This is a genomic window from Thermostichus sp. MS-CIW-15, assembly GCF_054060575.1.
Window position 1 is genome coordinate 83499 of record NZ_JBSSDI010000008.1, and the last position, 12759, is coordinate 96257.

Sequence of the window (12759 nt, forward strand, 5' to 3'; positions counted from 1 at the left end):
TTTCGTTACAGCGTCAACAGTTTTCTCAGGAAAACGGTTGCGTCAAGCAGACCCCTTGGAAGCAGGGATCCCTGGCTAGATAAGTCGTTTTGCCTAGAGGCACTGCTGAGAAACCACGGCTTGGCTGAATAGGCTAGGGAGTCCTAGACATGGAAACGGAAGAGCATCACATCTCCTTCCTGAACCACGTAGTCTTTGCCCTCGCTGCGCACTAGGCCCTTCTCTCGGGCGGCACTCAGGGATCCCGCTGCCACTAGGTCCTCATATGCTATCGTTTCCGCCCGGATAAAGCCCCGCTCAAAATCCGAGTGAATAACCCCCGCTGCCTGAGGAGCAGTGGCACCGGCAGGGATTGTCCAGGCGCGGGTTTCTTTGGGGCCGGAAGTAAAGTAGGTGCGCAGGCCCAGCAGCTCGTAGGTGGCGCGGATCAAAGATTTCAGCCCCCCTTCTTTCACCCCCAGCGAGTCTAGATAAGCCTGTCGCTCTGCAGGCGGCAGCTCCACCAATTCCGCCTCCACCTGGGCTGAGACCACCACCACACGCGCCCCTTCTGCCTGGGCCACTTGCCGCACCTGCTCCACCCACGCGTTGCCAGTGGCCAGCTCCGTTTCCGCTACGTTGGCGGCATAGATCACCTTCTTGCGGGTGAGCAGCCCTAGCCCTTTGATGGAGGCCTCCTCTTCTGGGCTGAGGGGCACCAGGCGGGCCGGCTTGCCCTCGTCCAAAGCGGCCTGCAGCTTCTCCAGGGCCTGCAGCTCTACTTGAGCCGTTTTGTCGGACTTGGCCTGTTTGCGCACCCGTTCTAAGCGCCGCTCGATCTGGGCCAGATCCGCCAGGGCCAGCTCCAGGTTAATCACGCCCATGTCTCGCACCGGATCCACGGAGCCGGCCACATGCACGATGTTCTCATCTTTGAAGCAGCGCACCACATGTACGATGGCGTCCACCTGGCGGATGTGGGAGAGAAATTGGTTGCCCAGCCCCTCGCCTTTGCTGGCGCCGGCCACCAGGCCAGCAATGTCAACAAACTCAATCTGGGCGGGGACGATTGCCGCCGAGCCGCTGATCTTGGCCAGCACCTGCAGGCGTTCATCCGGCACTGCCACCCGTCCTATGTTGGGCTCAATGGTGCAAAAAGGGAAGTTGGCCGCCTCGGCCTTGGCATTTTCGCAGAGGGCGTTAAATAGGGTCGATTTGCCCACATTGGGCAGGCCAACAATTCCAGCTCTGAGCATCGAGATCGCGGAAGAAAAACTAGGGTAATGGAAAGGGATCCGTTGCGAAACTTTAAGGTCACTATTTTGACGTTAGCATTTGTCGCCTCTGGCTGCTGCGTTTACCAAGAGGGCGGCTCTGCGGCAAGCTGGGCAAGGTTTTTGGAGTTGCCCTCAGACCCGCTCCAAAAAGGCCACCCCCTCTACATGGCCTGTTTGGGGAAAGAAGTCGGCCGCTCGCCATTGGGTTAGGCGGTAGGATCCCTCGGCCATGAGAATTTGCAGGTCGCGCGCCAAGGTGGCAGGGTGACAGCTAATGTAGACAAGGCGCTGGGGTTGTCGCTGCTTTAGGATCTCGAGTACCTGCCGCTCGCAGCCGCGCCGCGGCGGATCCAACACCACAATATCGGCAGGAGGCAGAGTTGGCAAAACCGTTTCCACTGCGCCCTGGAAAAATTGGGCCGAGGGGATGCCGTTGAACTGGGCATTGTAGCGGGCCTGGGTCACCGCCGCCGGCAGGACTTCCACCCCTATCGCCCGTTTGGCCCGCCGGGCCAAGAGCAGGGTTAGGGTGCCGATGCCGCAGTAGGCGTCCAGGACGATCTCCTCGCCGCGCAGCTGGAGCTGATCCACTATCCAGGTAAAAAAGGCCTCCGCCTGCTCTGTGTTGACCTGGAAGAAGGAGGTGCTATCAATCCAAAAGGAAAGACCGGCCAGTTCTTCCCGCAGGGATCCCCGTCCGGCAATCACCTCCGTTTGCGGGCCAAAGATGACGTTGGTGCGGGCCGGGTTGAGGTTGAGACAAACCCCCACCAGGTCGGGGTAGCGCTGCATCCAGCGCTTGGCCCACCTTTCTAGGTGGGGCAGGTCGCGGCTGCAACTGACCAAGGTGAGGAGCACCTCGCGGGTGCGGCGACCAATGCGCAAGCCCAAGTGACGCAGATGGCCCTGGTGGCGGCTTTCGTCGTAGACGCTCCAGCCGGCCTCCTGCAGATCCCGCTTAATTTCCCGTAAGAACACATCCAGTCGCTCGTCCTGGACAGGGCACTGGTTGAGGTTTACCAAGCGGTGGCTGCCCCGTCGGTAGTAGCCCATGCGCAGCGGCTGGCCCTCTGCTTTGGCAATGGGGTAGGTGACCTTATTGCGGTAGCGCAGCGGCTGCGGGGATCCCAAAATCGGGACAGGCTCCGGCAGAGTAAGACCGCCAATTCGTTCCAGCGCATCCCTGAGGATCTGCTGCTTGGTAACCAATTGCTGAGCGTAGCTGACGTGCTGCCACTGACAGCCACCGCACTTGTCCGCCACAATGCAGGCTGGCCGCACCCGCTGCGGCGAGGGAGCTATGAGGGAGCGAATTCGCCCGACCAGATAGTTGCGCTTGATCTCAGTTATCTGAGCCACCACGCGATCCCCTGGCACCGCTTGGGCGACAAACACCACCCGACCCCGCCCGTGGCCAAGCGTATGGGCAATGCCATCGCCCTCAGGGGTTAGGTCGGTGATCTCCAGGGATAGGAGATCCCCCGGCTTGATGGGATCAGGGGCCAGAGAAGGGATTGGCTGCTCCATGGAAAAAGGTGGTTGACGTTCTCCCCAGCCCTATTCGCGCAAGCGGGACAGAGTCCTCAGGGCGGGGCCTGCGCCGCCAAAGTTTTGGTCAATCGAAATCGGGTGAGACCATCCAAAGCTAAACTCGATACGTAAGAAAATCCGGCAACCGAAACAGAGTAATCCCAGAAAACCCAAGGGAGGAACTCTATTGTGGCATTGACCGGGGTGCCTGGGGATCCGCCGGAACCCTCTTTGCCTGGCTGCAGCGGAGCTCGAGGCTGGCCCCCCAAGCTGCGCCCAAGAGCAAGGTGATCAACAGGTGAAGGCGGCCATCCAAGATCACCACATCCAAAAGCCCCGCAGCAAAAAACGCCGTCAAGGCCAGTAAAACTCCCAAGAGGATCTCGTCTTGGGAGCAACGCCAGGCTCGCCAGCCCCGCGCCAAGATCCAACCCCAAAGGGCCAAGTAGCCCAGCAGCAGAGGGATCCCGCCTTCTGCCGCCAGATGGAGGTACAAGTTGTGGCAGTGGCCCAGCAGCTCTGGCGGATCCTGGGCATTGTAGAGGGCAGGAAAGCTCTGCCAGCCCCAGCCGGTCAGGGGCCGCTCCCACACCATCTGCAGGGCAAAGCGCCAGGCATCGAGGCGGTTGGCCGTCGAGCTGAAATAGGGGGCCTGGGGGTCAAAGGTGTCTGCCAACCGGCTCCAGATCAAGGAAGGGACAACCGCCCGCCAGCCGGGCCAGTCCAAAGCAGCGGCCAAGCCGGCTAATCCCAAGCCGGCCAGGAAGGCGAGCCCCCACCAGCAGCGCCGCAGGGCCAGCCCAATCAGTAGCGCCAGCCCCCCTGCCCCCCAGCCGTTGCGGGAGGCTGTCAGCAGCAACAGCAGGGATCCTAACCCCAGCAGCGCCGCCAGCCCTGCTCTGGTGGGGTGAGATTGAGTTGCCCCCCACAGCCCCGCCGCCAAGCCCAGATGGATCACAAGATAAATGGCCAGGAGATTGGGGGAGGTGAAGGCTGCCGCCGGGCGCTCCCCACCGGCCACGCCCGTAATCCAGAGCGGCCCCAAGAAGAGATGCCCCTGCCACCCCCACAGCACTTCTCCCCAGCCCAAGAGCAGCATCAGGCCACTGCCCAGCACCAACACCTGCGCCAGGCAGCGGCGGCTGAGGGGATCCCTCAGCGCTGCAGCAAAGGCCGGCAGCATCAGGAGAAAAGGCCAGTAGTTGAACATCCCCGGCAAGCTCAGCCGCCAGTCCTCCCCCAGCAGCGCTGTCACCACCACCGCCAGGCTCAGCAGGCCCGCCAGCCAAAAGCCGGGATCCCGCCGGATTTGCTGCCAGTAGCGGCCATAGCTTTGCACCGTCCCCACCACCGCCAGCAACAGACTAGGGGCCAGGTTGACCGGGATCAGCGCCGCCGAGCCCAACAGCCAGCCCTGGAGCTGCCAAGGCCGGGGGGACGGCGGCAGGTCTTTAGAGGCAACTGAGGCAGAAAAATTACTCATCGTCGAGGGGGATCCCCGCTCGTACCCGCCCCTGGCCAAAGTAGCGGCCAAACTGCAGCTCGTACACCTCATCTTCATCTTGCGTTTCCACCCACAGCTCGGAGCGGGCATAGCCCACGCACAGCAGCCCGTAGCCCTGCTCCTTCAGCTCCCGCGAGATCCCCATTGCCTCCGGCTGGTAGAGGGATCCCTGCCGGATCCGCACCGCACAGGTGGTGCAGGCGCCGTTGCGACAGGCAAAGGGAAGCTGGATCCCTTGGGCTTCGGCAGCCTCCAGGATGTATTGGTCGGCAGGCACCTGGATGAAGTAGTGGGCGTCTTTCTGGCGGTCGTGGATGTGAACCGGGTAGGAATGCATGGAGAAGAAGGGCCTTTTCCCCCGATGAGGAGACTTCTCCATGATCCCACAAGATTTGAGTGGAGTTGGGCTACTGCCCAGCTCCATAGGATAAGCTGAAGGCAGGGCCCCCAGGAGAGCAGCCTATGCTAGAAACTCCCAATTCCCCCATGCCCTCAGTGGAAAAACTGCCAGCTACCTTCTCGGCTGAAGTTTTTCACAAGCTCATCGAGAGCAATACTGAAACTCGTCCCTGGGGCAGCTTTACGGTGCTGGACGAGGGCCCTGGCTACAAAATCAAGCGGATTGTGGTGCTGCCCAAGCATCGCCTCAGCCTGCAGATGCACTACCACCGCAGCGAACACTGGATCGTCGTGGCCGGCACCGCCAAAGTGACCTGCGGCGATGAAGAGCGGCTGATCACCACCAACCAGTCCACCTACGTGCCCCCCTGCACCAAGCACCGCCTGGAAAACCCCGGCGTCATCCCCCTGGTGATCATCGAAGTGCAAAACGGCCAGTACCTGGGCGAAGACGACATTATCCGCTTCAGCGACGACTACGCCCGCGCCGACAGCGGGCAGTCGACCTCATCCTGAGCCCGTCCTAGAAGGGGAAAACGGTCATCAGCAGCAAGGCGGCCATCAAGCCCAGCGCCACCTGCACCGCCTGTCCAAAGGCCGGATGGCTGGTCACCACTTCGCCATAGCGGCTCTGGAAGCGGGACAGATCCAAGTAGGGAGCTATCCCCCGCCGGAACCATCCCACCACCGTCCCTTCTTGACCCACCAGCCTGCCTGCCCGGCTGGCCCCAAACAGGAAGTTGCCCAGCGGCCCAAACCGAGAAACATAGCGCAAGAAAATCATCCCCGTCTCATCCTGGAACTTGAGATCGGAGCCGAAGCGATAGCCCGCATCCCCCCGCCCGATCACCCGCCCCTCTAGCTGCATCGGCAAGCCGCGCAAGGGGCTGGTGTAGGGGTTGCTCAGCGCCTTCAACACCGTCAACGCCGGCGGGTTCTCCAAGCTGGGGTACATCACTGGCATCTTCAGCAGCAGGCCCAAGCTGGCTCCCGCCAGGACCAGGCCGGCAAACATGCCGTAAGATCCTGCCTGTAGAGCTGGGATCCCAAGCACCATCCCCAAGATCGCCCCCAGCCACTCGGCGTTTAACAAAACCACGTCCAGAAGAAAATTGCCGTAGAGCTGCTGGCGGTTGAGCTGCTTGCCCTGGGCCACCACGCTGGCCATGTCGAACTCCACCGGCAGATCCAGTTGTTCGGCATAGGTGCCCAGCGCCCGCACCCGCTTGCCGGTGAGGGGATGGGTGGAGTTCAGCTCCATCCACCCGGCCCAAGGGTTAAACAGATCCCACAAAAACACCCTGCCCACCTGGCTGGGATCCGCGGCCACCCGGTAGGCTGTCCCCGCCATCACCGCCGCCTTGGCATCGTAGATCCCCAAGGCCCGTGTGCCTTCCAGCAGGCGAGCGCTGCGCTGTCGGGTTTCCTCATCCTGTTGCCGCTCCCCTTCTTGCACAATGCCAAAGGCTATTTTCACCAGAGCCCGCGAGAGGGCATTGGGGTTGCCGGTGATTTCGGCGGCAAAGTGATCGGCAAAGTACTCCCGCACCCGCGACAGGTACAGCACCAAGTAGGAGCCGGCCACGTAGAAAAAGTAGGCGACCAGAGCCAAGGAACCTATGTTTTTGCCCCCTCTGCGGTCTCGGCGCGTGTCGCGCAGGTAGACGTAGAGGAGGTAGAGAATCTGCACCAACGTGGAAGCCAGGGTCATGACAGCAAAATCCCAGTGGATCACATGCCCCAGCTCGTGGGCATAGACCGTGGCCACCTCCTCATCTTCCAAGTAGGTGAACAACCCTTCGCTGACGACGATGCGGGCCGTATCCGGCAGGCTGCCATAGGTAAAAGCAGTAGGGTTTTGGTCGCGGATCAAGCCCAGCTTCGGCTGCTTCAGCTTGTACTGGCGACAGACGCGGGCGATCACCTCCGCGCTCTCTGGGCTGCGACGCCCAATTTCCGCCAAGCTCACCCACTGGGTGCTGTAGAGGCTGTGCTGGATCCAGTCCATCAACCAGGGAGACAAAAAGAAAATGAGGGCGTTGAAGGCCAGGGTGAGCAGAACGGCGGAAAGAAAAGAGCCAAAAGAGAACCCCCCTTCCAAGGTGCCGAAAACGGCCAGGGCCAACACAAACACCATGCCGAACAACAGGCTCAGGGTCACGCCGGCGGCCAGAGTGAGGTTGCCAGCAAAGCTGGCCAAAACCAGCGAGACCCCTGTCTGAGGAGCGCGGTACCGGCGTCGGGTCTGACCGGTTCTGAGATTGGAGGTGGCGGGATCCAAGTCGGCCAAGGCGCGGCTGGGGTTGAAGCAATAGCGGCTCAGCCAAACGCTCAACAGGCGCAGCTCGTGGGGATTGAGGCTTTTCAAGGGCTCTAGCCACAGGGCCGCATCCACCGACAGCATTGCCGTCGAGACAGCACCGGGGTTGCGGAACAAGGTGGGCAACAGGGGCAGCACTTCTTCCTTTTGCCCAGCGGTGAGGTTATGAAAACCCAAGACCGCCTGGCGCACCACGCTGGAGGGTTGAGGCAGGTCAGCGGTGAGCAACTGGCGGTCTTGGACAAAGCAATAGCGGCTGAGATCTGGACTGTCGGCGGGATCACCCCTGCCCGTCGCCGCTTCCGGAGCCAGCCTCACCTGAGTTTTCCAGTTGGCCTGCTGTTGGCCGATGGGGCGGCTGTAGAGAGCCAAGCGCTTGACTTGGGGATAGCGGCTGGGAATTGCCTTCTGGAACCAGGCCGTCAGCCTCTCATGGTCGAGAGCAACGTGAGCAGGGTGGTTGATCATGATCACCAAAGCGTAATCCCCAGGACTGCTTTGGAGGGGCTGGGCCTTCACCTGAACTCTCAGACGCAGGTCTGCCAGAGCTTGCTCTAGCCACTGCGCCAATTCCTGCTCGTTCATGGCCGTCTCCCGGAGGGGGTAGGGTAAGCTGAGCTATTGCTTCAATTGCCAATGGCTTTCGACTTTACAGCGGCTATTCTGGCATTTTCTCTACCAAGGGATCCCCATCTCCCCCCAAACCCAGTACAGAACGCCCAGGGCAAGCATTTATCCAGGAGCTGAGCTGCAGAAATTGTTTGGCTACAAGATCGAGCGCTGTCCCTCCGGGCTGATGCCGATGATGGTGAGCTGGCAATCCAGCACTTTAAAGCCGTACTTTTCAGCCACCTTCTGGCTGATATTCAGGATGGCGTTGTTTTTGAACTCAATGACCTTGTTGGTCTTGATGCACACCAAATGGTGGTGGTGGTGGGGGGCCGGCTGGTTGATCTCGTAATGCTTGTGGCCTTCGGTCAGTTCCAGCTCGCGCAAAATGCCCATGCGCGCCATCAGCTTGACGGTGCGATAGATGGTGGAAAGGCTGATGTTGTGGCCTTCTTCCCGCAGCTTTTTGTGCAGCTCCTCGGCGCTCAGGTGAGTCCCCTCAGGCAAGTTTTGAAAGGTCTGGAGGATGATTTCCCGCTGCCGAGTGGCTCGCCAGCCTTTGGCATTTAGCTCCGCTTTGAAGGCTTCTTCCGTGTAGACCATGATGCCCCCCTCCGCTGTTGGGCAACGTCGCCGTAACAGTCAATAAGTTCTGTAATTGATAATAGCCTCATTTAAGATAGCGCCACTGACTTTCGGCTGCCAAAGGGATCCTGTTGCCTTCTTGAGAAGCAACGGCAGCGCCTGGGCCGGCAGAAGAAGGGGTGCGGGAAACCGGATCCCGCGTCTATTGGAAATGAGCTAGCCTACAGGGTATGCCCAGGTGGCCTTATAGTTCGAGTGAGTCTGGGCTAACATAACTCGGGAAAAGGCCCGCGGCATCCCGGCGGCGTTGCTAAGCGTAGTCAATACGGGAAGGGAAAACAAAGATGCGGTTTGAGCAGCCCAAAACCTATTCCATTTCTCTAACCGGCTGGGGCTTCTGGCTGGGATCCCTGGCCTTGGCAGCTTTGCTGACCCGTGTCGGGCTGGGGTGGCTGGTCGCCGGGTTGGTGGCTCTGTTGCTGTTCTTGCTCTCTCTGCCGGTGCTGGTGCTGCTGGCCTTTCGCTGGTGGGCGCGCCGCTGGATCGCCACGGATCGCTGCCCGGTGTGTGGGTCCGAGTCTCAGGCCATCGAGGGCAGCCGCTTCTTTTGCCCCAGTTGTGGCGAGCCGCTGTTTGTTGCCGATGGCCATTTTTATCGGCAAACGCCCCCCGGCACCATCGACGTGGAGCCGCTAGAAGAAAGCGGCTGGGAGTTGCCAAGCTGAGGGCTCCGCTCTGGGGGTGGGTTGGCGTTTTTAGAGGGCATTTTGGGTGAAAAGTGCTCCGCAACGCTATTGCCAACGACAGCGGCCGGGCTGGCGGCTGGTTGCGATCTGGGGGGGGACGCTCTCGGCGGCGTTCCTTCTGCTGAGCTCAGCTCAGGTGACGGCGCAGGGATCCCTGCAACCTCAGGTGGAGACCTACCTGGCCCAGTTGAGCGGCCGCGGCTTTGCTTCCACGGCCCAGGGGGTTTGGCTGCAGAGGGGCGACGAGGTTTTGGGGCAACATCAGGGATCCAAGGCTTTGCCGGCGGCCTCCCTGACCAAGGTGGCCACCACCCTGGCTGCTCTGCAGCAGTTTGGCCCGCACCACCGCTTTGTGACCACCTACTTGGCAACCGGTTCGCTGGGAACGGACGGAGTTTTGCAGGGCGATCTCTGGGTGCTGGGGGGGGAGGATCCCTTCTTTGTCTGGGAGGAAGCCTTCGCGGTGGGGAACGCCCTCAACGCCCAGGGGATCCGCCAGGTGCGCGGGGATCTGGTGGTGGTGGGCCGCTTCTACATGAACTTTTCCCGGGATGGGGCCCGTTCGGGATCCCTGCTGCGCCAGGGGCTGGATGCCCGCCTCTGGCCCCCGGAAGCCCAGGCGCAATTCCAGACCTTGCCCCCCGGCACCCCCAGGCCGCAGGTGGAGATTTTGGGGTCGGTGCGAGTTGCCCAGCAGATCCCTTCGGAGGCCCAGGTCTTGCTCAGGCATGAGTCGCCTCCCCTCATTCACCTGCTCAAGCTGATGAACCTCTACAGCAACAATGCCATGGCCGAGATGCTGGCAGAGGCGGTGGGAGGAGCGGCCCAGGTTGCCCAAATAGCCCGCGCTGCAGCAGGGATCCCGGCAGAAGAGCTGCACCTGATCAACGGCTCGGGATTGGGGGTGGAAAACCGCATCTCCCCGCGGGCCAATGTAGCCATGTTGCGGGCAACCCAGGCGTTGCTGGAAGAGCGCGGCTTGTCGCTGGCGGATGCCTTTGCCGTCGTCGGCCAGGATGTGGGCGTGCTGGAGCGGCGGCTTCTGCCGGGGATCTTGATCGCCAAGTCGGGCACCCTGAGCGGCCTCAGCACCTTGGCGGGCGTGTTGCCAACTGAGCGGGGCGATATCTGGTTTGCCGTCATGAACGGCGGGGCCAACTTGGCCGACTTGCGCACCTGGCAGGGAGAGTTTCTCAGCCGGCTCCAGTCCCGCTGGGGATCCCCCGCCGCCTTGCCCGAGCGCTGGCTGCCTCGTCCCTTAGATACGAGATCCCGCAGGGAGTCGAGCCCTCGCCTTTGACGGTTTGCCTGGGAGGGGTCGCCTCAGCAGCAAAGCGCCTGGGGATGGCAAACCCTCGCAAGCCGGTTTCAATTCAGCCAGAAGCCGCAGGAGCCGCGCCCCCCAGTCCCCCCGTGTACGGGGGGATATAGGGGGGATTGAGGGGGCAGTCGGAGTCGGGTAGTTTACAGCCCTTCTCCGGAGAGGGTTGCGGCGATGGGGCGTACAGGAATCGAACCTGTGTAAGGCAAATTATGAGTTTGCTGCCTAAACCGCTCGGCCAACGCCCCTTCTTCTTCTACTTTTTACTCTAGCGCCCTTGTTCTTTCCAGAACCGGTGAAAAAGAGCCCCGCTACAGGATAAGCTGCATGTCGGTGGTTAGCGGACAGCAGAGACCATGGCATCAGCGCGTTCCTGGCAGAGGCAACTGGCTTTAGGCTTGGGGCTGACTGCCTTATCCTTGGTTCTCGGTTTGGTTTTTTGGGCCGTTGGGCAGCACTATCTCCCCTGGAACGAAGCCGCCTCTGTGGACTGGCAACCCACCGGCCAGAACCTGGCTCTGTCTCCTGCCCTGGAAGCGCAGACGGTGCCGTCCCCCCCTGAAGCGCCTTCCGCCGTCAACAACCCGCCAGAGGGATCCCCGCTACAGCTCTGGCTTGTTACCTTTTTAACCGTGTTTGTGGCGGAGATGGGCGATAAGACTCAGTTGGCCACCTTGCTCATAAGCGCCCAGTCCAAGTCTCCCTGGGCGATCTTTTTCGGCTCTGCCAGCGCCCTGGTGACCGCCAGTTTGCTCAGCGTAGCCTTAGGGGGATCCCTGGGGCAGGTGATCCCGGCAGCCTGGCTAGAATGGTTGGCTGGCCTCGGCTTCCTGGCAATCGGGAGCTATGTTCTCTGGCGAGAATGGCAAGGGAAGCGTGAGCCCTCTGGAGGAACCGAGGATGGCCTGCCAGGGAAAATTGACACTCCCACCCAGGGGATTCTTACGCAGCCCAAAATGGACTCGCGAAGGCGCTGTCAAGACGCCCCTAGACAGTCCTTTGAGGCATAACCTCAAAGTTCTGCTTACTTCGGACTTAAGTTCCTCCAGGTTAGTTATTGCCGCGCGGGTTTTGCACCGCAGTAGGTTGTTTTCCTGGAGAAGCTCTGTACTAACTATAACAAAGAAGCAACTAAAGTTGCTCAAGGGCTTTTCCGCCGCGTACTAAAGTACGGGGCTACCAAGCTATCCTTTTGTGTAGCGCGGCTCGCAGTTGCATTCTATCTTCTGGGGTGGCACGGCGTCGTTGAACCAAAGCGCGAGGGTCTGTATCTCTGTTAAGCAAGCATGAACTTTTTTAACGATCCGGATAGCGGCTGCTGAGAGGAGAACTGAGGCCCCGTAGAATGAATCCCAAAATTCCAGCCAGGATCTTCGGACATGGATTACATTCGCACCTTTAACGACGATCCCTGCGAGGGCCATCTTTCAACGCCCATCAGTGACTCTCCTCTCACCCGTCTGTTTATCAACAACCTCCCCATTAACCGGCCTGGCCTATCGCCGCTGTTGCGAGGGCTGGAGATTGGGTTGGCGCATGGCTATTTTTTGGTGGGGCCAGAAATCGTGGTGGGCCCGCTGCGCGACTATCCTGAGGCAGCCAATTTGGGCGGGCTGGTCACGGCGATGGCGATTGTGCTGCTGGGAACCGCCTGTATGTCCGCCTATGGCAGCGTTACCTTTGGAAACAAGCCGGAAACGCCGGGCGCCAATCCTCTATCTACGGCCCGTGGCTGGGGGGATCTGACAGCAGGATTTTTCTTGGGAGGTATGGGTGGCGTGTTTGCTGCCTACTTCTTGTTGGAGAACTTTGCCGGGATCGACGCCATCTTTCGAGGGTTGGTGAATTAAGGTTAATTGAGTTGTCAAACTTGTCAAGGCACTGGAGAGGAGCAAGATCATGACCGGTTCTTACGCTGCTGCTTATCTTCCTTGGATTTTCGTCCCCATTGTCGGTTGGCTGCTGCCGGCAGTAACCATGGCTGTGCTCTTTTTGTACATTGAGCGCGACTAACTGGTTCTCATCTCAGTGGGTTTCGGAAGAGGGATCCCTAGCTAGACAAGGGATCCCTCCCTTTTTGGCACAGCGGCTGTTTCTGGACGCGCTGCCGTCTTGCCTGGGGCAGTACCCGACCAAGGTTGGGTCTTCTTGCTTTTGGGAAAGGGGAACTTCCAAAGGACTTTAGAGTGGAGCAGGATCCGGCGAGCTGATCCCATACCAACAAGGAAAAGGGCAGCTTGCGCAACCCCCTTTCAACTTTTAACGAGAAGAAGAAGTCGATGGCCAGCCTTACAGCCTTTTAATTTAAAATAGGGTACAGGTATTCAAGAGGAAGGAGAGAAAGGAATGCCAACTCATTCTTTGGATTTGCGGCAAAGAGTTGTAGCAGCCTATCAGGCAGGTAACACCTCCATCCGCCAGGTAGCTAAACGCTTCATGGTGACCAAAAGAACAGTACACCGCTGGGTGCGTCAGTACCAACAAACTCA

General features: G+C 60.3%; 13 protein-coding genes and 1 tRNA gene. 7 read left to right on the plus strand and 7 right to left on the minus strand.

Translation table 11 applies throughout. The annotated features are described in order from the left end of the window. Window positions 1-143: 143 nt before the first annotated feature. The 4 genes from ychF to ACVW0R_RS04720 all read right to left on the minus strand — a co-directional run bounded on the left by ychF (window position 144) and on the right by ACVW0R_RS04720 (window position 4627). Window positions 144-1235, minus strand: coding sequence for a redox-regulated ATPase YchF (gene ychF, locus ACVW0R_RS04705; RefSeq protein ID WP_099812641.1), 1092 nt, complete (start codon window positions 1233-1235; stop codon window positions 144-146). Between the two features lie 153 nt (window positions 1236-1388). Then, window positions 1389-2783 carry a 23S rRNA (uracil(1939)-C(5))-methyltransferase RlmD gene (rlmD, locus tag ACVW0R_RS04710; RefSeq protein ID WP_457501729.1) on the minus strand — a complete coding sequence of 465 codons (1395 nt, stop codon included), beginning with the start codon at window positions 2781-2783 and terminating at the stop codon, window positions 1389-1391. Between the two features lie 187 nt (window positions 2784-2970). Beyond that, the gene (locus ACVW0R_RS04715; RefSeq protein ID WP_071813484.1) at window positions 2971-4269 is read right to left on the minus strand and encodes an O-antigen ligase family protein; all 1299 of its coding nucleotides are present in this window, start codon (window positions 4267-4269) and stop codon (window positions 2971-2973) included. Further along, entirely contained in the window at window positions 4262-4627 is a 366-nt protein-coding gene (locus ACVW0R_RS04720; RefSeq protein WP_011428952.1) for a 2Fe-2S iron-sulfur cluster-binding protein, read from the minus strand. The genes ACVW0R_RS04715 and ACVW0R_RS04720 overlap by 8 nt, the downstream gene beginning before the upstream one ends. Before the next feature lie 125 nt (window positions 4628-4752). Between ACVW0R_RS04720 and ACVW0R_RS04725 the strand changes: the two genes are divergently transcribed. Further along, window positions 4753-5205, plus strand: coding sequence for a phosphomannose isomerase type II C-terminal cupin domain (locus ACVW0R_RS04725; protein ID WP_457501730.1), 453 nt, complete (start codon window positions 4753-4755; stop codon window positions 5203-5205). Between the two features lie 7 nt (window positions 5206-5212). On the opposite strand, the gene ACVW0R_RS04730 is transcribed toward ACVW0R_RS04725, so the two are convergent. Both ACVW0R_RS04730 and ACVW0R_RS04735 read right to left on the minus strand, forming a co-directional pair. Then, complete coding sequence (locus ACVW0R_RS04730) at window positions 5213-7594, minus strand: M48 family metalloprotease (RefSeq protein ID WP_457501731.1); 2382 nt, start codon at window positions 7592-7594, stop codon at window positions 5213-5215. A 180-nt stretch (window positions 7595-7774) separates the two neighbouring features. Continuing rightward, a complete protein-coding gene (locus ACVW0R_RS04735; RefSeq protein WP_011428955.1) occupies window positions 7775-8221 on the minus strand; it encodes a Fur family transcriptional regulator in 447 nt (148 codons plus the stop codon). 326 nt (window positions 8222-8547) lie between these two features. Between ACVW0R_RS04735 and ACVW0R_RS04740 the strand changes: the two genes are divergently transcribed. Both ACVW0R_RS04740 and ACVW0R_RS04745 read left to right on the plus strand, forming a co-directional pair. Beyond that, window positions 8548-8928 carry a hypothetical protein gene (locus ACVW0R_RS04740; RefSeq protein WP_011428956.1) on the plus strand — a complete coding sequence of 127 codons (381 nt, stop codon included), beginning with the start codon at window positions 8548-8550 and terminating at the stop codon, window positions 8926-8928. 46 nt (window positions 8929-8974) lie between these two features. Next, window positions 8975-10249: a D-alanyl-D-alanine carboxypeptidase gene (locus ACVW0R_RS04745; RefSeq protein ID WP_457501732.1), complete on the plus strand. Its 1275-nt coding sequence runs from the start codon at window positions 8975-8977 to the stop codon at window positions 10247-10249. 196 nt (window positions 10250-10445) lie between these two features. Here ACVW0R_RS04745 and ACVW0R_RS04750 read toward each other — a convergent pair. Then, a tRNA-Ile gene (locus tag ACVW0R_RS04750) sits at window positions 10446-10518 on the minus strand. A gap of 108 nt (window positions 10519-10626) precedes the next feature. On the opposite strand from ACVW0R_RS04750, the gene ACVW0R_RS04755 reads away from it, so the two are divergent. From ACVW0R_RS04755 to ACVW0R_RS04770, 4 genes are all read left to right on the plus strand, one after another. Next, window positions 10627-11280: a TMEM165/GDT1 family protein gene (locus tag ACVW0R_RS04755; protein ID WP_099812637.1), complete on the plus strand. Its 654-nt coding sequence runs from the start codon at window positions 10627-10629 to the stop codon at window positions 11278-11280. Between the two features lie 369 nt (window positions 11281-11649). Continuing rightward, window positions 11650-12120, plus strand: coding sequence for a photosystem I reaction center protein subunit XI (locus ACVW0R_RS04760; RefSeq protein WP_099812636.1), 471 nt, complete (start codon window positions 11650-11652; stop codon window positions 12118-12120). A gap of 49 nt (window positions 12121-12169) precedes the next feature. Continuing rightward, window positions 12170-12283, plus strand: a complete 114-nt coding sequence (locus ACVW0R_RS04765; protein ID WP_011428960.1) for a photosystem I reaction center subunit VIII — start codon at window positions 12170-12172, stop codon at window positions 12281-12283. Between the two features lie 333 nt (window positions 12284-12616). Beyond that, window positions 12617-12759: transposase (locus tag ACVW0R_RS04770; protein WP_457501733.1), on the plus strand; the 143-nt coding region annotated here is incomplete at its 3' end.

What these genes read in the sequence shown, in the direction of transcription:
- ACVW0R_RS04765 (WP_011428960.1), top strand. Translation starts at nt 12,170, where the DNA reads ATGACCGGTTCTTACGCTGCTGCTTATCTTCCTTGGATTTTCGTCCCC.
- ACVW0R_RS04755 (WP_099812637.1), top strand. Translation starts at nt 10,627, where the DNA reads ATGGCATCAGCGCGTTCCTGGCAGAGGCAACTGGCTTTAGGCTTGGGG.
- ACVW0R_RS04725 (WP_457501730.1), top strand. Translation starts at nt 4,753, where the DNA reads ATGCTAGAAACTCCCAATTCCCCCATGCCCTCAGTGGAAAAACTGCCA.
- ACVW0R_RS04740 (WP_011428956.1), top strand. Translation starts at nt 8,548, where the DNA reads ATGCGGTTTGAGCAGCCCAAAACCTATTCCATTTCTCTAACCGGCTGG.
- ACVW0R_RS04720 (WP_011428952.1), bottom strand. Translation starts at nt 4,627, where the DNA reads ATGCATTCCTACCCGGTTCACATCCACGACCGCCAGAAAGACGCCCAC.
- ychF (WP_099812641.1), bottom strand. Translation starts at nt 1,235, where the DNA reads ATGCTCAGAGCTGGAATTGTTGGCCTGCCCAATGTGGGCAAATCGACC.
- ACVW0R_RS04760 (WP_099812636.1), top strand. Translation starts at nt 11,650, where the DNA reads ATGGATTACATTCGCACCTTTAACGACGATCCCTGCGAGGGCCATCTT.
- ACVW0R_RS04735 (WP_011428955.1), bottom strand. Translation starts at nt 8,221, where the DNA reads ATGGTCTACACGGAAGAAGCCTTCAAAGCGGAGCTAAATGCCAAAGGC.
- ACVW0R_RS04730 (WP_457501731.1), bottom strand. Translation starts at nt 7,594, where the DNA reads ATGAACGAGCAGGAATTGGCGCAGTGGCTAGAGCAAGCTCTGGCAGAC.
- rlmD (WP_457501729.1), bottom strand. Translation starts at nt 2,783, where the DNA reads ATGGAGCAGCCAATCCCTTCTCTGGCCCCTGATCCCATCAAGCCGGGG.
- ACVW0R_RS04715 (WP_071813484.1), bottom strand. Translation starts at nt 4,269, where the DNA reads ATGAGTAATTTTTCTGCCTCAGTTGCCTCTAAAGACCTGCCGCCGTCC.